The organism is Pseudomonas sp. TH21 (assembly GCF_016651025.1).
Classification (GTDB): Bacteria; Pseudomonadota; Gammaproteobacteria; order Pseudomonadales; family Pseudomonadaceae; genus Aquipseudomonas; species Aquipseudomonas aylmerensis.
The window spans coordinates 698,988-718,596 of record NZ_JAEKEQ010000001.1 but is presented as its reverse complement, the minus strand read 5'-3'; the positions used below and the strand labels follow the sequence as shown (position 1 = coordinate 718,596).

Genomic DNA, 19,609 nt, shown 5'->3' with positions numbered 1-19,609 from the left:
CGGAAATGCCCGACGCACAACGCCAGGTGTTTCTGCAGAATCTGGTGAGCGGCACTGCCGCTCACCTGTCACTCGCGCCTGGAATCAAGGTGTGCAAACAGCAAGCCGGCCAGCAGCCGGGGCTGGCGTTGCATGTCGCTCGCGAAGTGCTACAACCGGGGCAACTGCAATGGGTACTGGAGCGGCGCTTTGAGCATGCGACGTTGTACGATGGCTGTTTCATCTACCTCGACGCCCAGCACGCCCTGGTGATCTGGCACGCACTGCCTGCTGTGCCTGGTACGCTCGACAAGGTCCTCAGTCGGATGTTGTCGCTGGCCAACCTGAGCGCCCTGGACACACCTTCCAATCGCTGATCAGCGGCGCTCAAGCTCCGGCAATTCCAGGGTCTCGCGCTTGGCTTCATCGTCCAGTTCGCGCAAGGTGCGATAGATCAGCGCCACGGCCTGCAGGGTTTCACGAGGAATGCTTGCGCCCAGCTGTTTCGTATAGAGCATGCGAGCCAGCCACACACACTGGATCACCGGCACGTCGGCGGCCTTGGCTCGTACGATCAACGCGCGGGCCTCGGCGTCGGTGCCTTTGCTGATCAGCAGCGGCAGCGGCGTCTTACCGGGCCGGTAGTACAGGGCGACAGCAAAGTGCGTCGGGTTGACCACCAGCATATCGGCCTCCTCCAGCTTGGGCAGCTTGACCTTCGGCTCCTCCTGGGCCAGTTGGTGCGCCAACGCGCGGCGCTGGCCTTTCACATGGGGGTCGCCTTCCATGTCCTTGTACTCCTTGACGACTTCCACCTGGGTCATGCGCATGCGCTTGGCAAAGAAGTGCTTCTGCAAACTCAGGTCGATCAGCGCCAGCACCAGTAACAGTCCGAGACAGGCGTGCAGCAAGTGACGAAACAGGGCTATCAGCGCCAGCAGGTAACTTTGCAGATCGCTGTTCGCCAGGTTGATCAACACCCCTAACGAAGGCCAGACCACCAGGTACACAATCAGGCCGATAAGAAATGCCTTGGTGATGCTCATCAGCAGATTCATCACCGACTGGGCTGAGAACATCTGCTTGACCTGGCTGACCGGGTTGAGCCGATTGAAATCGAGCTGCAGGGTTTCCGGCGCGAACAGCAAACCGAATTGCATCCAGCTGCTGATCAGCTTCGTGGCAATCACCACGCCAACCATCAACAGGGAGAACGAGAAAAACATGACCAGCCCATCAACCAGCACTTCTTCCAGCGCTCGTGCGAACGGCTGGTTGAAACGCGACATCGGCAACACCATCATTTGCTGGAAGCGTTGCAGGCTGGTCTCGGCGGTGAACAAGGCGATCTCACTGATGGCCGTGAGCGCCAGTAACTTGGGGACGTCCTGACTTTGCGCGACCTGGCCTTTTTTGCGTTGGTCGCGCAGCTTCTTGGCTGAAGCCGGGTGCTTCTTTTCGCCTGAATCACTCATGGCACCGCGGCCTTGAATAACAGCCCGAGTGAATGTTTAAGGTCGCCCAACTCGAGCATGCGCCCGACAATCAGGTCCTGCAGCAGCGCAAAGTACAGCAGCACAATGCCAATACCGGCCAGGCTCTTGACCGGCGGCGCCAGCGTACTCACCTGCAATTGCTGGCTGTAAACCCCCAGCAGCGCAATACCGAACTCCAGCAACAGCAGCACCGCGATGAAGGGCGCGGCGTACAACATCATGTGCGTGAAGGTATCGCCAAGCAGGCCGACGAACACACTCATGCCATTCGGCGCGGGGAGTGGAAACCATACGGTGGGCGGCCAGATCAGGTAGCTGTCCCAGATCACCTGGGTCAAGGCGCCCAACCCCAGGCTGACCATCAGCAGGAAAATCGCCAGTTGCTTGAACAAGTGCCCGATCGGCGTTGCATCCGGCCCCAGTGAAGGGTTGAGTTGGCCACCGGCCAAGGCGCCGCGCTGGTTATCCAGCAACGCCCCCACCGCCTCGAACATCCAGAACGGCATCGCCAGCAACAGCCCCAACAACACACCCAGCGCCACTTCCTTGAGCACCAGGGCACCGAGCATCAGCGCCGAGTAATCCTGGCCCTCCAACGCCGCATGGATACCCGGTGCGGGCATCAGTGCCATGACCATCACCAGGGTGTGCCGGAGCATGCCGCGTATATGTTGAAAACAAAACGCCGCCACCAGAATGCCGCAGGGATAGATACGCGCCATGCCGATCACCAGGCTGGGCAGGAACTCAAGATAGAACAGCACAGGCAAACCCTCAGTTCAGGGCCGAACGGCCGATCATGTCGAAGGTCAGGTTGATCAACTGGATCAACTCCACACCGATCCAGCGTCCCGTCATGATCAACGTGATGCCCACCGCTACCAGCTTGACGCCAAAGGGCAGCGTCTGGTCCTGTATCTGCATCAGCGCCTGCACCAGGGAAGTCAGCACCCCCACCACCACCGCCACGATCAACGGTGGCGCGGACAGCACCACCACCAGCAACATGCCCTGTTTGAACAGCACGATAGGTTCCATAAGCCACTCAGAGATAGGAAAGGAACAGACTGTCGAGCAACCGTGACCAACCGGACACCAGCACGAACAAGAGCAATTTGAGCGGCAGGGAAATGGTCATCGGCGAGACCATTTGCATGCCCAGCGCCAGCAGCAGGTTGGACACAATCAGGTCGATGACGATGAAGGGGATATAGATCAGAAAACCGATCTCGAACCCCGCCTGCAGTTGCGACAATACGAACGCCGGGACCAGCAGGATCAGGTCCTCGCGCTCCACCTCCTGGGCCATTTGTGGCGGCCACAGGCGTGCGGTGTTTTCCAACAGATGCGTCAGCACGTCCGGGTCCACGTTGCGCAGCATGAAGGCCCGCAACGGCTTGATAGCCTCTCCACCGGTCTGCAGTACCGTTTGCACATTGCTCATGTCCAACGGCGACGCCTTGACGCTTTCGGCGATTTCGTACCCAACCGGCGCCATGATAAATAGCGTCGCTGCCAAGGCGATGCCATTGATGGCCATGCTCGGCGGTACCTGCTGCACACCGATGGCGTTTCGGGTAATCATCAGCACGATCACAATCTTCAAGAACGATGTGCAGATGACCAGCAACATCGGCATCAACGTCAATGCCCCAAGAAACAGCGCAAGAACGAGGGGATCGAGCCCCTGGAGTATCATTGGCCGAACAACACACGGGATAACTGCAACCCCAGGCGCCCGTCGACTTCCACCAACTGCCCCTGGCCAATAGGCCGATCACCGTAGTAAAGACCGGCCATGCCAGGCGCGTAGCCGCTGATGCCCAGTACCGAGCCGGGGCCCAGGTTTCGCAGCTCGCCCAGCGTCAGGTTCAACGTCCCGCAGCGCACATTCAGCGCCATGCTCAGCTCATCGAATGGCTCATGGCCGAAGACATCCACCACCGGCTCATCTTCCTCATACCCCGAGTAATGGGGCGCTGCAAACTCTTCGTCCACGGACGTGTCCTCAATAGAAGTAAGGGTCAGACACAAGGGTCCGCAAGCATCATCGATGCACCCATGCAGCCTCTGTTTTCCAACCTGTATGTAGCCGTTGCCCTGGGCTTGAAAAAAACTCTGCTCAAGCAGCAGCACATCACCGGTACGCAGGCCACGCGCCTGGGCTATCGGCAATTGCAAACGCCCAAGGGTCACCGCGAGTGCCAGTTGGAACGTTGCCGGCATGGGTGCGGCAGTGGCGCGCCACGGTCCCGCCTCGCATAACGCCAGGAAGCTCTCGGGCGCCAGCCACATATAGCTCGCGACCCGTGCGGCCCCCAGGGTTACGCTGAGTCGGCAACCAAAGCCCTTGGGGCGATCGGTCTCCAGCAATCGCATGTAGCCCAATAACGCGCTCACCTGCGGGCTCAGGTGATGCTGGAACAGTGCCCAGAACCACGAATCCGGATCGTTGCCGGAGGGCGCCAATGTCACTGGGCACTCCCCCAGCAAGCTGAGCAGCGGCCCCGCTTCCGCAAGCGCCAGCACGCCACACACGGTCTCAAAGCACACCGCCCTGGCCGCTGCGGACGCGCGCCCCGGCTCCAGCCGCAGCTCACCGTCCTGGCCGGCAACCTGAAACGCCAGGCACAAGCCGCGCCCCAGTCGATGGCGTGCGGCAACGGTATCGCTCTTGATCAAAGGTAAGGTCAGCAGCGGCACTAGCATGCGCACCCGGCGTCAGGCACAAGCAGATTGACCGGCCGCCCCAGCGCGCCGGAAAACCGCTCCTCACACTGTTGTCGCACACCACTGAGCCAGCGGGCCGTGGCGTCATGCTCCGCTTCCAGCTCGATGGTCCAGGCACTCTGCTCACGGTGCACGCTGGCCTTGATCCGCCCCAGCCGGGGCAGGTACAAAACGGCCTGCAGTGGCCATTGGGCCCCGGCCTGTATGCGCGGTGCCAGTTGTTCGGCGAGGGCCTCGATCATGGCGACACTGGCCGGTGTCTTGATTCCCGCCAGGGACGCTCCCGACCCGGTGCCTTCATCGTTATCGGTAAACAACTGAGCGAACAGTCGACCCTGCTCCCACTCCACTGCACCGGTGGCCCGTGGCTCACGTTCCTCACGCGCGTCACGTGGACGTGGCCGCTCGCTGGGTTTATTTGAAACCTGGTTCATATCGGCTCCTGAGCCAGTAAAAGAGACAACTCCTGAAGTTTCTCCACTTGCCGCAGGCATTCGGTGACCTGTTTCTGTGCCGTGCCGACACGGCTTTGCTTGTCGTCCTGCTGGCCCCGCAACGCCTCCAACTGGCCCATTTCTCGCCGGGTACTGGCCGATAACGAGCGCTCCTGCGCGCCCCAGGATTTCAGGGCCTTGAGCGTCATCACTTGGCCTTGATGCCGACTGAGCAACTCGGCACTTTGCCGGGCCTCCTCCAGTCGCGTGTGCTCAAGCGCATCCTGGGCCTGTTGGATATGCGCAAGCAGGGCCTGCTGGGCGCGCTTGGCCTCGCGCAGCGCTCGCTCGGCCCGATCGGCGCGATGCCGGCGCAGGCGCCGCAACGTCTCGACGTCAGCTTGCAACACATCAGAATGGGACATGGGTAGTCAGCTCCTTGAGTTGCTCCAGCGTCACCATCATCGGCGTGGGCTCGCGCAGATCCTGGCGCAGGAAGCCATCGACCGCCTGGCGGCTGTCCACCGCCAGGTCGGTAAGGGCATCACTCCCGGGTTGGTACTCACCCAGCTTGAGCATCAGTTCGATCTGTTGATAAGCCGACAACAAACGGCGCAATCCGGTACCGGCCTGGATGTCTTCAGGTGTCGCCACGTTGCTTAAAATCCGCGAAAGGCTCGCCAGCACATCCACTGCCGGGTAATGCCCGCGCTCGGCCAATTTGCGTGACAGCACGATATGGCCGTCGAGCAGCGAGCGCACTTCATCGGCCACCGGATCGTTCATGGAGTCCTGCTCGATCAGCACGGTATAGATCGCTGTGATCACGCCGTCACGCGTCAGACCGGCGCGCTCCACCAGCCGTGGCAGCAGGCTGTACACCGAGGGTGGCAAACCACCGCGCCCCAAGGGTTCGCCGGCAGCCAGGCCGATTTCGCGCTGGGCCCTGGCAAAACGGGTCAGCGAGTCAATCAGCAGCAATACCCGCTGCCCCTTGCGCCGGAACCCTTCAGCCAATGCGGTGGCCGTGAAGGCTGCGCGGGCGCGCTCCATGCTGGAGCGATCGGACGTGGCACACACCAGCACCGCTTTGGCGCGCAGTTGATCATCCAGTTCGTGGTCGAGAAACTCACGCAGCTCGCGACCCCGCTCGCCGATCAGGCCGAACACGATGACATCGCACTCCACGTTACGGGCGATTTCGGCCAGCAAGGTGGTCTTGCCGCACCCCGCACCGGCGAACAGGCCTACACGCTGACCTTCGCCAAGCGTCAGCAAGCCATCGATCGAACGCACCCCGGTCGCCAGTGCGCGGTGGATCCTCGGCCGCTCGGTGGGCAACGGCGCTTCACACAACACGGCACTGGTGTCCGGCAGGTCAGACTCGACAAACGCACTGGGGCCCTCCCCCGCAATCGGTCGACCGAACCCATCCAGCACCTGCCCCAGCAGGGCATCGCTGACCTGCACCCGATGCGATACCCCCAGGCGCTCCACGCTGGCGCCCACCTTCACGCCTTCAAGGTTGCCCAAGGCGCTGAGTACCGCGTCCTGGTTATCGAAGCCAATGATCTCCGCCAGCATGAATTCCCCCGGGTTTTTCTCCACCTGGCACAAGTCACCGATACGCGCCTGGGGCAGCCGGCATTGCAGCAGCATGCCGTTGACGCGCTGGATTCGCCCGCGCACCGTCACCGGTGCAAAGTTGCTCAGTGATTGCGCCTGGCGCTGCTGCCAAACGTCGAGCCGCGCTTGCAATTCCGTACTCACCAGCGCACCTCGTAACGCTGCACACCATCGAAGACCACCTTGCTGTTGTCGATCAGCACCAGTCGCAACCCTTCCACTTCATCACCGACAAACAGCCGGCTGCCCTCGTCCAGGACCACATGGCCATTCGGCCCTCCGACGATCTGCACAATCCTGAACGGCAACGCCGAGTCACGTGCCCGCACACGGCTGATCACCGGCACCGCGCTGTCGAACTGCTCACCAAAACGGGCGAGCATGCGCGCCACCAGTTCCACATCGTCCTGGGAGACATCCCCATTGAGCGCGACCTGGCCATTGATCACTTGCAAGCTGACTCGCTGGCCCAACTCACGCTCGCTGAGCATCTTCAGCAGCTGCTGGCGCACTTCAAACGGCGATGCCAATTCGTGTTTCTGAGCCACCGGCGGCATCAAGGACGCCTGTGCATCGTGCTCCCCGGTGGGGAGCATGCTCATCACCGCGATGATCACCGCCACGACCAGCACCAGGCTGATCAAGCGCTTTTGCTGCGAATGGGATATGGACGACAACTTCAGCGCCGGCACGGGTTCACTGGCGGGCGGCGGTGGTGCTTGCACGGGGGCTGCAGCCTGCGGCCAGGGCTGATCGGCCAAGGTGACACACAAGCGCACGCCTCCGACCGAAAACGGAATACCCGGCATCAGGCTCGCAATCTGTGCCAGTACCTGTCCTTCGGCGCTCTGCAACAGCCCGGCCTCGGCCTGCACCGACCACTGGGCATCGATAAGCCGCAGTCGCGCATGCTGCTCGACCACCTCGGGATCATTGAGTACCAGGTCAGCGTCCAGATGGGCACCGATGCTCCACTGCTCCCCAAACAGCGGCAACGCAGCACCCTGGCGCTGTCCATCAAGCACGCGTAATTCAAACATCACCGCCCCCTCCACGCTGGCCAACGCCAAAGACTCATGCCACTGCACCACGCATGAGTTCGTCCTGGCCCAGGTCGATACGTCCCAGCACTTTGACTTTGGAGGTGCTGCTCAACTCGGCAAACGACAGCACCGGAACATGGTTGAATTCTTCCAGCAGCAGAGTGCGCAAAGGGCTGCGCAGGTCCTGCGCAACCAGCATCACACTCTTGCTTTTTGCCCTTATCGCAAAGGCCTGATTGAGCAGGTTGATCAACGCCGCGCTGTAATCGTCCTCAAGGGCGAAGAACACGCCGGTCTGGGTTTGGCGAAGCGCCTCGCGCAGGATGTTTTCCGAATGCGGCGAGAGCAGCCAGGCATGCAGCCCGTCGGCCTCTCGGTACTGATGGAAGATCTGCGCCTTGAGGGCGATGCGCGCATAGTCGGCCAGGGCTTCCGGTTCACGCTCATGCTGGCCGTACTCGATCAGTGACTCGACAATCAGCCGCACAGCCCGCAGTGGTACGCCTTCGCCGGCCAGGCGTTGCAACACCGCCGAGAAACGCGACAGCGGCATGATGCGCTGCAGCTCCTGCACCAGCTCCGGCTGGTTATGCTCCAGCCAGCCGAGGATCGACTTGCTCTCCTGGATCCCCAGGAACTGCGGCCCGCTGAGCATCATGGCTTTTTTCATGCGCTCGAGGATCAGCTCCGTCGACGTGAAGCGCTCCAATTGCGGGTCATCCAGCAACGGATCATCGGGCGCCAGCCAGACCCAGCCCTGTTCATCGCGATCGACCAGCCCCGGTATCCCATCAGCCGGCTCAACCGTCAGCGCCTGGCTGTCGACCGCCAGGCGACTGACGACCGAAGCCTTGACCATCGGCACTTCATGCACACAAAACCGCATTTCATCGTTGGCCAGGGTGTCATCGAGTTCGACTTCAAACGGCGGCAACGTCAGGCCAATGTTGGCGACCAGTGAATTTCGAGACTGGCGGATGCCATGGATAAGCTCGGTGACTTCGGGCGTCCCGCGCAGCGCCGCGGGAAATTGCAGCAAGTAGGGTCGCGAAGGATCGAACCCGCGAAGATCCTCCTGGCCATTTTCTTCGGGACGAACCGCGGGAGCCGCCTCAGCGGCGGGCTTAGCCTCTTGCTGACGCTTGCGCATCAGGTAATAACCCAGGCCGCCGGTGATCAGCGCAATGAAGATAAATACCCCGGTCGGCATACCGGGGACAATTGCAAACGCGAGCATGCCCACCGACGCAATCATCCAACTCTTGGGCTCACTGGTCATTTGCCGGGCGATTTCGGCGCCCATGTTACTCACCCCCCTGCGTGCATCCGGTGCCACGCGGGTAATGATCATGCCGGCGGTCAGGGAGATCAGCAGTGCCGGGATCTGTGCAATCAGGCCATCGCCGATGGTCAACACCGAGTACAACGCCATCGAATCAGCGGCACTCAAGCCGTGCTGGAACATACCCGTGGAGAAGCCGCCCAACAGGTTGACGACCACGATGATCAAACCGGCGACGGCGTCACCCTTGACGAACTTCATGGCGCCATCCATGGCCCCGAACAATTGGCTCTCGCGGGACAGCTGCTCACGCTTGTCGCGTGCCTGCGCTCCGTCGATCAGGCCCGCGCGCAGGTCACTGTCGATCGACATCTGCTTGCCGGGCATTGCATCCAGGCTGAACCGCGCCGCAACCTCGGCGACCCGCTCCGAGCCCTTGGTAATCACGAGGAAGTTGACCAAAGTCAGGATCAGAAAGATCACCATCCCCACCGCCAGGTTGCCCCCCACCACGAAATTGCCGAAGGCCTCGACGATGTCTCCGGCGTCCTGTTCCAACAGGATCAGGCGCGTGGTCGCAATCGACAGCGCCAGGCGAAACATGGTGGTCAACAGCAGGATCGACGGAAACGAGGAGAACGCCAGGGGCCCCGGCAGGTAAAGCGCCAATACGATCAACAGGCAGGAAATGCAGATATTCAGCGCGATCAGAATGTCCACCAGCCAGGTAGGCAGCGGCACGATAAAGATGAAGACGATGGCCAGGACCACGACGGCGCCCAGCACTTCGGCGCGCTGGGCAACTTTAAGCAATACACGGTTGATGGCCAGCAGCACGGTCACGCCAGGGACCTCGGCACCACGGTAAATCGTGTGCGCCCGCGCAGGTGCAGGTCCAACTCGTCCATCACGGCCACGAACCGCTGCAGCGTGTCCTGGCGTACTTGCCTATCAGGCCACAAGGCCAAGGGCAACTGTTTGAACAGCGGATGAAGCGCGTGAAGGGCGACCAGTTGACGCAAGGCCGGACCACCGCCCAGGTCATGGCCCAAGGTCAGGAGTTCAGTGGAGTCGATGCCGCTGCCGGCGTAAGTCAGCATGCGCTGCAACAGCTCCACCGGGTCATGCGCGATGGCCAGGCGCTCGATCAATGCCCGACAACCGGCCCACACGCCATTCAACTGCCCGCAGCTGTTCAGACTCAGCAACAAGGTGCGCAACAGCGGCAGCGGCCTCGACGACACCAATGCCGCAATATCATCCGCCAAGGCCTTGCGCATCGCCTGGAGGCCAACATGAAACCGCTCGCCACCGTAGAGCCTGAGCAGTTCCTTCATCATCAAGGTCGGGGATTGCCGCACGACCACGCTGGCGTAGTAGAGCATGCGCAGCTCCTGACGCGCCTGCGGATCGAGACCGGCCACCTGCAATGACAAGGCGGTGTTCAGGCCCGCCTGGATTTCGCCTTTGAACCCGACCTCCAGCCTGGCAATGGCCTCGCGCGCCAGGGCCGCCTCGGTCGGGCGCGCTTCAGCGTCCGCCTGGGCCGCCACATGCTTGAGGACCACGAACGCGCGTGCAGGGTCTCCGCCCGTGAGCGCGAGCAGCTTGCTTACCGCAGGCTGTTGTTGCAATTGCAGCCTGAGGCGACGCGAAATGGCTGCCAGGGTCGCCTGGGCCGGATGCCCCAGTTGTTCGTAAAGCTGAATGATCTGTTGGACCGGGGGCAAACGCGTGCCTATCTTCCGCTCGCCCAACAAGCGCTGATTGACTTCCACTTCCTGACTGAACAGATTCGCGAGTTCATCCACCCCTTTGTCGGGCACCGGCACGGAGGTCTTACTGATGACGGGCGACTCAAGGCGCGGGATGGCGTGCACATCGCTTTTGGAATTGACGTCTATGGGCATAGTGTTCAGACCGGCACAGGAAGAGTGTTTCCCTGTGTGGCGAAACAGATGCATACGGTTCCATTGCATTCCACATCAACGCGCACTTGAAAAGACTTGCACAAAGCCTCGTCGAGAAGTGCAAGAACTTGCTCAAAATCGACTCAATTCAAGATATTTCTATATATAAATCAATGCTTTATTAGGTTTTTCATGATTGGCACAGGCAGTGCTAATGGGTTCCTGTCGACATCCTTTCGACTGCGTCTACCCAAAGGAAAACATCATGAATATCCCTATTGATGCTTTAGCTCATCTCGTTGGCAGCTCGCCTCAATTCATGCTCCACCTGACCGACGACCAGCAAAAAAAACTCCGGCGTTTCATTCACAAGCGTGTGCTCAATCCGGAAGATGCGGACGACCTTCTGCAATTGACCTACCTTGAGGCCTGGCGCAATCGCGAACGGTTCAGCGGCACGGCAACCCTCAGCACCTGGATGTGCGGCATCGCGCAGAACCTGATCCGCAATCACTTTCGGCGCATGTATGCCAAGCCTGTGCATTGCGAATTCGATGAGTCGCTGTGGCATGGCCAGGAAGAAAACAACAGTCTGGATTGGGAGTTCGAGGTCAACCGCCGCCTGGAAAATACCCTGAGCGCGATTGACCACCTGCCGCCCGAAATGCGTAAAACGCTGTACGCCTCGCTGGAAACCGACGGCAGCTACCAGGACACTGCCGACGTGCTGGACATTCCGATCGGTACCGTTCGCTCACGCCTGTCGCGGGCACGCGAACAACTCAAACGCGTCACCCGCAATTCGACCTACCCGTAGCACAAGCCTGGTGTTGGGCGGCAGGGATATCTGCCCAACCCCCTCAGGACTTGCGGGTACGCGGCAGGAAGATCGCCAGCAGCCCGAACAACGGCAAGAACGAGCACAGCGTGTACACGTACTCGATACCATGAATGTCTGCCAAGTGCCCGAGCAGCGCCGCGCCGATCCCACCGAAGCCGAACATCAGCCCGAAGAACACCCCCGCAATCATCCCCACATTGCCCGGCACCAACTCCTGCGCATAGACCACGATGGCCGAGAATGCCGAGGCCAGCACGAAGCCGATGATCACGCTGAGCACGCTGGTCCAGAACAAGTCCACGTGAGGCATCAACAAGGTAAAGGGCGCCGCGCCAAGGATCGAAAACCAGATCACCGCCTTACGGCCGATCTTGTCGCCAATCGGCCCGCCAAAGAACGTCCCCGCCGCCACTGCACCGAGAAACAGGAACAGATGCAACTGCGAGCTGGCGACCGACAGGTCGAACTTTTCGATCAGGTAAAAGGTGAAGTAACTGGTGATGCTGGCCATGTAGAAATACTTGGAAAACACCAGCAGGCCCAGCACCACCAACGCGCTCATGACGCGCTTTTTCGACAGGCCATGAGTGGCCGCCTGGCCGGCCCTGAGCTTGAACAGATTGAGGTGGTTGCGGTACCAACGGCTGATGGCATACAGCACCACCAGCGCAAAAATTGCGAACAGGCCGAACCACGCCACATTGCCTTGCCCGAAAGGAATGATGATCGCTGCCGCCAGCAACGGGCCGAATGCAGAACCGGCATTCCCGCCAACCTGGAACGTCGACTGCGCCAGGCCATAGCGCCCGCCCGAAGCCAACCGCGCCACTCGGGAGGCTTCCGGGTGAAAGGTCGAGGAGCCGATACCGATCAGGCCGGCCGCCAGCAATATCAGCGGGAAACTGCCCACCTGGGACATCATCAGAATGCCCACCAGGGTGCAGATCATCCCGCATGGCAATAGAAACGGCTGCGGATGCCGGTCGGTGTAATACCCCACCCACGGTTGCAACAACGATGCGGTGAGCTGGAAGGTCAGGGTAATCAGCCCGACCTGGGTGAATGTCAGGCCGTAGCTGGCCTTGAGCATCGGATAAATAGACGGCAGCACCGACTGGATCAGGTCGTTGATCAAATGGGCCAGCGCCACCGCGCCGATGATGCGCATCACCAGCGGGCTGGTCTGTCCGGTGGTCGTGGGGGTGTTCAAAGCCATGGGAAGGTTTCCGTACCGCAGGGGGAAGTGCACAGGTGCAGGTGCGACAATGTGCCACTTTTGCCGGTGGGAAGGCTATCCCGTTAGCACGCTAACGACTGCGCGCCCCCTGACAGTCGTCAGCGCGACGGATGCACTGCACGCCACCGCGAATTGGCGCACCACTCGTCGCCAGATCCGCCCATTCAGGTTAAACAGTTGAAAGCGTAGATAAAAATTCAAAATAAACGCTTGACGCATTGTCGTTCTACGCGAATAATGCGCGCCACTTGGCTACATAGCTCAGTTGGTTAGAGCATAGCATTCATAATGCTGGGGTCCGGGGTTCAAGTCCCTGTGTAGCCACCAAGTACTAAAAACGGCTTACCGAAAGGTAGGCCGTTTTTTTATGCCCGCAGAAAAGCACGGCCAACTGCTAAGATCCCGCCCTCTCCCAGCACTAAACGGAATCAGTGTTCGATGGCCGCCAAGTTTCTGCTGCTTGCACTCGCACGCTCAACCCCGCCCCTGCTCGCGCATGCTGCCGAGGGCAGAAGCCCGTGCCACGATGGTGACCACGGGCGTGCCGTGCCTGCTCACCGCCGGCACCACGTGGCTGACCTCCAAGCCGTTCGAAAGGCTCGCCGCCGCCAAGCGCGATGCGCTGGCATTCATCGGCTCGGATAGCGATATCCGTCGCGCGCAGTTGGAACCCGCGGTCAGGACCGACCACGCGTCCTACCTGGCGCCGCACATGAATGACATGCAACTGGCCCAGGTCATTGCCGTGACCTACTGACAAGCAAACGGGAGAGCCAACATGGCGATGGCAATGCTTGATAACGCAAGCTGCAACTCATGAGCCTCGACGTCTTCGCGATCATCATGCTCGGCGCGGCGCTCCACGCTACCTGGAATGCCGTGGTCAAAGGCGGCACAGACAAACTGATGACCACCTGCATGATCGCGTCCGTCGCGTCGTTGATTGCGTTGGCTGTCGTCCCCTTCCTGGCGCTGCCGGCGAAGGAGAGTTGGCCGTTCATTGGTGCCTCGGTGGTTTTGCAGGTGGTGTATTTCGTACTGGTCGCCTCGACTTATCGCATCGCCGACATGAGCCAGACCTACCCGATCATGCGTGGCACCGCGCCGTTGCTGGTGGCCGTGGTCAGCGTGTTGGTGTTGGCCGAGCCACTATCGGCGTCTGCCTGGCTCGGGATTGCGGTGATTTCCCTCGGCATTTTGAGCATGGCTGCCGGCCCTTCGGCCGGGCAGAGAAAAGGGCTGATCCTGGCACTGGTCAACGCCGGCGTGATCGCCGGCTACACGCTCATCGATGGCTGGGGTGTGCGTCAGTCCGGTGCGCCAGCGGCCTACACACTGTGGATTTTCCTGCTCACCGGCCTCCCGCTTGCCGCCTGGGCGTTAGTCACCCGGCGGGCGGAGTTTTGCCGCTACGTCCTGCGCAATGGGCGACTCGGCCTTGTCGGCGGAGCCGGCACGCTGGCGTCCTACGGACTGGCCCTGTGGGCGATGACGCAAGCCCCCATCGCCACTGTATCGGCGCTGCGGGAAACCTCGATCCTGTTTGGCGTGGTGATCTCGGCGTGGGTGCTCAAGGAACATCTCACGCGAGTGCGCATCGTCGCCGCGTGCATCATTGCCGCCGGCGCAATGGTCTTGCGCCTGGGCTGAGCGGGTGCATGCGCGCAAAAAAACTGCGCATCTGTATTTTGACGCTCTCCTGAGCCACTGTTAGTGTCCAGCCTCCCCACACACGGAGTGCCCCGGATGAAACTGGATATCTACCAAGTCGACGCCTTCAGCCAGCACGTCTTCGGCGGCAACCCGGCGGCCGTCTGCCCGCTCACCGAATGGCTGCCCGATGAGCAACTGCACAACATCGCCGCCGAAAACAACCTGTCCGAGACGGCGTTCTTCGTGCCCCGTGGCGAGTTCTACGAGTTGCGCTGGCTGACCCCGGAAGTCGAAGTCGACCTCTGCGGTCATGCCACGTTGGCGGCAGCGTGGGTGCTGATCCATCAATTGGGGAATGCGCCTGACGTGCTGCGCTTTGCCACCCGCAGCGGCGAGCTTCGGGTAACGCGCAATGGCGACGAACTGGCGATGGACTTCCCGGCCAAGCAGCCGCAGCGCTGCGAACCGCCCAGCGGGATGTTGAGTGCATTGGGGATCGAGAACGCGCACGTATTCGGCACCGATGACTACCTCGTCGTGGTCGACGATGAGGCCCAGGTCGCCGCGCTCACGCCAGACTTCGCACGCCTCAAGGGCCTGCCCAAACGCGGCATCGCGGTGACGGCGAGAAGCACCCGGTTTGACTTTGTCTCGCGCTGGTTCGGCCCGAACGTGGGCATCAATGAAGACCCGGTTACCGGCTCCGCGCACACCTCGCTGGCGCCACTCTGGGCCGAGCGCCTGGGCAAACAGCAACTCACCGCCGAACAGGGGGGCAAGCGTCGCGGCCAATTGCGTTGCGAGCTCAAGGGCGACCGGGTGATCATTTCCGGCAAGGCCGCGCTGTATATGCAGGGCACTCTTTACCTGTAGAAAAGCACGGGGCATGGCGCAAGTCGGCATTGCTTGAGGGCTTGCGCCTCGTTTACCTCACGGCCTGCGGCGTCCTGATGCGCTGGCTGGCCAAATCAAGGGTCAGATCGTGTCGGGGCAAGCGGCTCAACGTATCGTTGAGGTTCATCTTCAAGGGTTTATCCGGATTCACGCCGTACTCCAGATCGACGTTGACGTGTTTTTGCGTGTGGCTGAGCGCAGCGCTGCTGGAAAAGCTGAGGTTCGTCATCGCCGGTAGCGACATGCTATGGGACTGGGTGGCGGTGTAGCTCATGCTCATACTTTTTACGCGTAGGTTGTTGCGGTCATTGAGTGCGTGCTTGATCAACGCCTCGGTGCCTTTACCCGCAAGGTGGCTGTGCTCGATCGCGCGCAGCACCTGCGGCTTCAGCTCCATGCCGAGTCGCACTGAAGTGCCCTCCCCATGCTGCAGCTGATCGAGCACCTGGGCAAAGTGCGGGTCGTCCCTGGCCCACTGTTCGATGGCCGCTTTGTTGGCCGGCGCGACATCATCCAACCAGGCATGCTGCCCGTTGTCCCGCAAGCCCACACGTGTGACGGAAGACTCCACCGATGCCAGCTGGCGCAGCCCGCTTTTCATCAGGTCCCGTTGGGTCAATAACTTATCCAACGACTGGCCAATCGCGTGGTAGGCGTCCGCCTTGGTCGCCAGGGGCGGATGAGTCGCCAGAAACCCCTGCAAGCTGGCCAACTGTTCATCCGTCGTGGCCCCCGGCCGTTCCGTAGCGGCCAAGTCCCGTCTGAATTGCGGCGAATACAGCGAAAGGCTGCGTCGCAGGTCATTGATCTGCGATTGAGTCACCGCGTGTGGCGACTTGAACGAGAAACTGAATGCCTGTGATTGGCTCCGATCAAATTTCACCATGACCGATATTTCCGGCAATGCAAAAACGGCAGCAGCTGGCCCGCCAGTTTCAACCCTGCCCAACGCCAGCGCATTCAAAGGCGCAACGTTGGCACCCACGCCACCCTGCCTCAGCCATTGTGCGCTGCGTCCCTCGGCGTGACTGGTGCCCGCCGCCGTGCGCGTCGTGGACTGACTCTTGTCCGCATGCGCAAGATTGAGGTTCGCCAACCCGCCGATACCTGCGCGTATCACTGAGTCCAGCTCGGCAATATTCTCCTGGGGGTTGTAGAGCACACGCAACTGCGCGAGTCCATCCAGGTTAACGTCACCACTCAGCTTGGAGCTGTGCCCGGCAGCGTGCTGCTCTCCCAGCGCCAGCAAATCTTGGAGACCACCCGATGGGTGGGTGAGGATCGACATCAACTTGCCGAAGTCCGCCTCCTTCACGTCAAAACTGATGCTCGAACCGGTGTTTTTCGCAACCGCTGCCGTCAATTCCCCCGCGACTCTCAAACCCGGCCCGTACGCTTGGGTGCCCCGCCCCACCGTCACCCCTGAAGCCACCGAAGCGGCCAACCGCCGTGTGTCGTCCATCGAGATCTCGACCCTCGCGCCTTTATCCGTGCGACTGATGCTGACGCCGTTGGTATGGGACTTGGAGGCGCCCAGGAAAAACTCCGCGGGGGCGACGGGTTTTATCCCCGTCACCATCAAGCCCAGGCTTTTGCCCTGGGTGCGGCTGGAGCCAAGGGTTTGACCACTCTCCAGTCGTTGCACTTGCTGCGTCAGTGCGTCCTTGAGGGAAGCATCGACGGGCAATCCGAGCAGCGTCGAGAGGTGCCAATGCAAGGCGGATCCCGGTGTACCCAGGTCCTTGGCCAATAATTTGAAGTTGTCGTAGAGGGTCTCTGCCTGCGCGTAACTGACGACGTTCTGACGTGACAATTGATGCAACGGGCTCTGGTCAAAATCCTTGATGACCGCGCTCACGGAGCCTTCTATGCGCTTCAGGGCGCTTGGGCTGTATCCGGAAAGGCTGTCGAGTTCCTCCGCCAGATCAGTCAGTTTCCTCAGCGTGTTGGCGTGATGAATCAGGTCGCCTTCGACGAGGGCGCCAGGGTGAGTGAGGTCTCGCTTACGCTCCGGTTTCCATTGGGGCAACGTCAAGTCTTGCCCCTCGAGATTGGCCAGTAGCGCAGCGGTGGTTTTTTCCGATGAGGGTGAGACCCGTATGAACGCCTGATGCAGTTGATGCAGCGTCGATTCCGGGTTGACCACTGTCCGGCTCAGTGTGGGCCGCGAGTCAAACGCCAGCCCATGCACATCGCCTAAAAGGCGTGCGCTGGCCTGGCTGCTCGCGTCCACACGGGCCAACACCTGGCTGATCTGGTTGGCCAACGCCTGGCGCGGGCCGGGTACGCTGAGCGCAACGAGGCGCGCGCTCAGGTCAGCCGCAACCGGCTTGCTCTTCGACAGGGGCTTGAGCCGCTCGTGCAGTTGCTTATCGTCCCCGTAGACGGCCTGCAGCCCGCGACGGCCGCTGATACGGTGCTGAATATCCTTGCCTGTGTGGCTGAGGGACTCCAAAGGGTGAAAGTGCGCCTTGATCCCTTGAAAAAAACTGCGCTTGTGCGAAATCCCCTCACGGGTTTGCCCCATCACATGACTGCTGGCCGTCAATGCCCCGCCTGGAAACTGCGCGCGCATTTGAGCACTCGCCAATGTATCGCCCAGCAACGGTACCGCCGCCACCGGTTGCAACGGCCCCGCCTTCATTGACTCTGGGCCCGAGCGATCCAATCGATGGAACTGCTTATCCCAGCCGGCAACCAAGTGTTTGTCAGCCCCCATCCGCAAGGATTCCAAGGGGCGGCCCTCGGGCAGTTCAACCCTGGCCCAGCGATGCGGCCCCCTGGCGCTGCCTTGCCAAACCTCGCGATCAACCCTGAACAACTCGTCACCCTGGCTGTGTGCGTAGAGATGCCCATCGTGATCCAGCGCCAGTGCCTTTATCGCAAGCGGCGGTGACAGCCGTAATGGGGTGACGATACCCTCCTGATGAACCTGGAGTTCGTTGTCTTGATTGGCCGTTACGAAATGACGGCCATCAGCGACTGCAAAGTGGGCGATGGGGCTCTGACTTTTTCCAGCGAGTACCTCATCAAGTGACACGTGAGGACGGGGCTTGGGAAGAGCGGCCAAGTCATGGCTGGCGCCCTCGAAAACCGGATCACGCACTTTCTGGATCGCCACCGCTTTCAGTTGCCCCTCTTGCAGCACATAGGCACGTCCATCCAGGCCACGCTCCAGACGCTCGACGCCCGGCTGCCGGGCGTTATCCCATTGCTGTGCACCCGCGTTCCAGCTCAACAGCCGGCCTGAATCAAGTGCGACCTTGCCCCGCAGCCCGAGATCGATCGAGGTCGCGAGTGCCTGCTGGCTGGGCAAGGGCAGACCTTTCTCGATGCCCTTGACCAACACGTCACTGAGGTTCCAGTGCGGGCGCAATGCGCTTGATTCATTCAAGGGCGAGCTATGCAGTTGCTCGCGGGCATCGCGAACCTGGGCATTGAGTTGCCCTGCATCATCATGAAAGAAACCTTCGACTCTGACACTGCCCTTCAGCGCCTGCTCCAGTGCTTCGACCGATTGACGCGCCATCGGCAGCACGCCGCCCCTGGCCTGACGCATATCTGCGCGCAGCAGTTCGCCGTCAGTCGTCGCGCCATACAGGGTACTACCGGCCAGCCCGATTCGCGCGAGCGGCACAGGCACGCCGGCCTCATCGAACGGACGCACAGCCGGCGCGCCGGTGCCCTGAATGTGCAGGGCAGAGACGCCCTGGACCTGGCTCAATACCACCGAACCCTGGCGCTGCGCACTGCTGTCCAGAGATCCTTGGGGTGTCTTCAGCAACTGCCCTTCCCGGGTCAAACCAATGCGGCTGTATGCACGTGCATCGGCGTCGGGCAGCCAGGACAGCGTGATCGGTTCAAAGCGATAAAGACGCTCGTTATCCAGGCGAAACTGCTTGCCCTCGACAGTCGTGTGGATCCCGCTGACGCTTGCCAGGTGCGCGCGGCCGGGGTTACTCAAGGACGCTACCGAGCCTGCACCGCCGGCCGGATCGGCAAGACTGCTCTTGAACACCGCTGCGACAGCCGGCGTGGACTGAATATGAAACAGGTACTGTCGCTCATCTTTGAAACGCACCGTATTGCCGCGCTCAGCAGAGTAGCCATCGGCGGTATAGCGTTTGCCTGGCGCGTTGAGATGACGGGCGACATCGCGGCCTGTGGCTGTACTGTCAGCCTGGAGTTGCCCGCCTTTGATGCTGACGTCGAACACCATCGAGGCCGGGTTCAGCGTTTGATAATGAGCCCCCTGCATTTCCGGCAGTGAGGTCGGGCTCGGGCCTGGCGGCGCTTCTCCAATCGACCTTACTGAGCGCTCGACAACGCTCTGGTGCAGCCTGAGCAGACCGTCTAACCCACGATGCATAACGAGCGCCTCAAGCGGATGAGTGAAAACTACCTAGTGAACACCTTCAACCATTGGTTCCAACGACAGCAGCACCCTCATGAGGAATAGATTCAACTCCCGTGCAGGCCGAGAT

Annotated in this window: 18 protein-coding genes and 1 tRNA gene; 6 read left to right on the top strand and 13 right to left on the bottom strand. The window is 61.1% G+C overall.

Translation table 11 applies throughout. The features are described 5' to 3' along the window. Positions 1-5: 5 nt before the first annotated feature. On the top strand, positions 6-356 hold the full coding sequence (locus JFU04_RS03050) for a transcriptional regulator (RefSeq protein ID WP_065900478.1): 351 nt from the start codon (positions 6-8) through the stop codon (positions 354-356). Here JFU04_RS03050 and sctU read toward each other — a convergent pair whose 3' ends face one another. Genes sctU through JFU04_RS02995 form a run of 11 tightly spaced genes read right to left on the bottom strand, consistent with a single transcriptional unit; the run spans position 357 to position 10,494 of the window. Next, positions 357-1,454, bottom strand: a complete 1,098-nt coding sequence (gene sctU / locus JFU04_RS03045) for a type III secretion system export apparatus subunit SctU (protein WP_106805214.1) — start codon at positions 1,452-1,454, stop codon at positions 357-359. Continuing rightward, complete coding sequence (gene sctT, locus JFU04_RS03040) at positions 1,451-2,239, bottom strand: type III secretion system export apparatus subunit SctT (RefSeq protein WP_106805215.1); 789 nt, start codon at positions 2,237-2,239, stop codon at positions 1,451-1,453. The genes sctU and sctT overlap by 4 nt, the downstream gene beginning before the upstream one ends. Before the next feature lie 10 nt (positions 2,240-2,249). Continuing rightward, on the bottom strand, positions 2,250-2,513 hold the full coding sequence (gene sctS, locus JFU04_RS03035; RefSeq protein WP_065900472.1) for a type III secretion system export apparatus subunit SctS: 264 nt from the start codon (positions 2,511-2,513) through the stop codon (positions 2,250-2,252). Between the two features lie 7 nt (positions 2,514-2,520). Then, positions 2,521-3,174 carry a type III secretion system export apparatus subunit SctR gene (sctR, locus tag JFU04_RS03030; RefSeq protein ID WP_201143500.1) on the bottom strand — a complete coding sequence of 218 codons (654 nt, stop codon included), beginning with the start codon at positions 3,172-3,174 and terminating at the stop codon, positions 2,521-2,523. Next, complete coding sequence (locus tag JFU04_RS03025; protein WP_201143499.1) at positions 3,171-4,184, bottom strand: FliM/FliN family flagellar motor switch protein; 1,014 nt, start codon at positions 4,182-4,184, stop codon at positions 3,171-3,173. The genes sctR and JFU04_RS03025 overlap by 4 nt, the downstream gene beginning before the upstream one ends. After that, positions 4,178-4,639 carry a type III secretion system HrpP C-terminal domain-containing protein gene (locus JFU04_RS03020; RefSeq protein WP_106805218.1) on the bottom strand — a complete coding sequence of 154 codons (462 nt, stop codon included), beginning with the start codon at positions 4,637-4,639 and terminating at the stop codon, positions 4,178-4,180. The genes JFU04_RS03025 and JFU04_RS03020 overlap by 7 nt, the downstream gene beginning before the upstream one ends. Then, the gene (sctO, locus tag JFU04_RS03015) at positions 4,636-5,064 is read right to left on the bottom strand and encodes a type III secretion system stalk subunit SctO (RefSeq protein ID WP_065900464.1); all 429 of its coding nucleotides are present in this window, start codon (positions 5,062-5,064) and stop codon (positions 4,636-4,638) included. The genes JFU04_RS03020 and sctO overlap by 4 nt, the downstream gene beginning before the upstream one ends. Next, positions 5,051-6,409, bottom strand: coding sequence for a FliI/YscN family ATPase (locus JFU04_RS03010; RefSeq protein WP_065900462.1), 1,359 nt, complete (start codon positions 6,407-6,409; stop codon positions 5,051-5,053). Before JFU04_RS03010 ends, sctO begins: the two co-directional genes overlap by 14 nt. Beyond that, positions 6,406-7,305, bottom strand: a complete 900-nt coding sequence (locus JFU04_RS03005) for an FHA domain-containing protein (RefSeq protein ID WP_201143498.1) — start codon at positions 7,303-7,305, stop codon at positions 6,406-6,408. The genes JFU04_RS03010 and JFU04_RS03005 overlap by 4 nt, the downstream gene beginning before the upstream one ends. A gap of 34 nt (positions 7,306-7,339) precedes the next feature. Beyond that, entirely contained in the window at positions 7,340-9,433 is a 2,094-nt protein-coding gene (gene sctV / locus JFU04_RS03000; RefSeq protein WP_120447583.1) for a type III secretion system export apparatus subunit SctV, read from the bottom strand. Then, a complete protein-coding gene (locus JFU04_RS02995) occupies positions 9,430-10,494 on the bottom strand; it encodes a TyeA family type III secretion system gatekeeper subunit (RefSeq protein WP_201146295.1) in 1,065 nt (354 codons plus the stop codon). The genes sctV and JFU04_RS02995 overlap by 4 nt, the downstream gene beginning before the upstream one ends. A 271-nt stretch (positions 10,495-10,765) precedes the next feature. On the opposite strand from JFU04_RS02995, the gene JFU04_RS02990 reads away from it, so the two are divergent. After that, on the top strand, positions 10,766-11,317 hold the full coding sequence (locus JFU04_RS02990) for an RNA polymerase sigma factor (protein WP_065900458.1): 552 nt from the start codon (positions 10,766-10,768) through the stop codon (positions 11,315-11,317). A gap of 43 nt (positions 11,318-11,360) precedes the next feature. Here the strand turns inward: JFU04_RS02990 and JFU04_RS02985 are convergent, their stop codons facing one another. After that, a complete protein-coding gene (locus JFU04_RS02985) occupies positions 11,361-12,557 on the bottom strand; it encodes an MFS transporter (RefSeq protein WP_201143497.1) in 1,197 nt (398 codons plus the stop codon). A 271-nt stretch (positions 12,558-12,828) separates the two neighbouring features. Here JFU04_RS02985 and JFU04_RS02980 point away from each other — a divergent pair. The 4 genes from JFU04_RS02980 to JFU04_RS02965 all read left to right on the top strand — a co-directional run bounded on the left by JFU04_RS02980 (position 12,829) and on the right by JFU04_RS02965 (position 15,104). Further along, positions 12,829-12,905, top strand: a tRNA-Met gene (locus JFU04_RS02980). 169 nt (positions 12,906-13,074) lie between these two features. After that, a complete protein-coding gene (locus tag JFU04_RS02975; RefSeq protein WP_201143496.1) occupies positions 13,075-13,335 on the top strand; it encodes a DUF2388 domain-containing protein in 261 nt (86 codons plus the stop codon). 59 nt (positions 13,336-13,394) lie between these two features. Beyond that, positions 13,395-14,228 carry an EamA family transporter gene (locus JFU04_RS02970; RefSeq protein WP_201143495.1) on the top strand — a complete coding sequence of 278 codons (834 nt, stop codon included), beginning with the start codon at positions 13,395-13,397 and terminating at the stop codon, positions 14,226-14,228. A gap of 96 nt (positions 14,229-14,324) precedes the next feature. Beyond that, positions 14,325-15,104, top strand: coding sequence for a PhzF family phenazine biosynthesis protein (locus tag JFU04_RS02965; protein WP_201143494.1), 780 nt, complete (start codon positions 14,325-14,327; stop codon positions 15,102-15,104). Between the two features lie 52 nt (positions 15,105-15,156). On the opposite strand, the gene JFU04_RS02960 is transcribed toward JFU04_RS02965, so the two are convergent. Continuing rightward, positions 15,157-19,494, bottom strand: a complete 4,338-nt coding sequence (locus JFU04_RS02960; protein WP_201143493.1) for an AvrE-family type 3 secretion system effector — start codon at positions 19,492-19,494, stop codon at positions 15,157-15,159. Between the last annotated feature and the right edge of the window lie 115 nt (positions 19,495-19,609).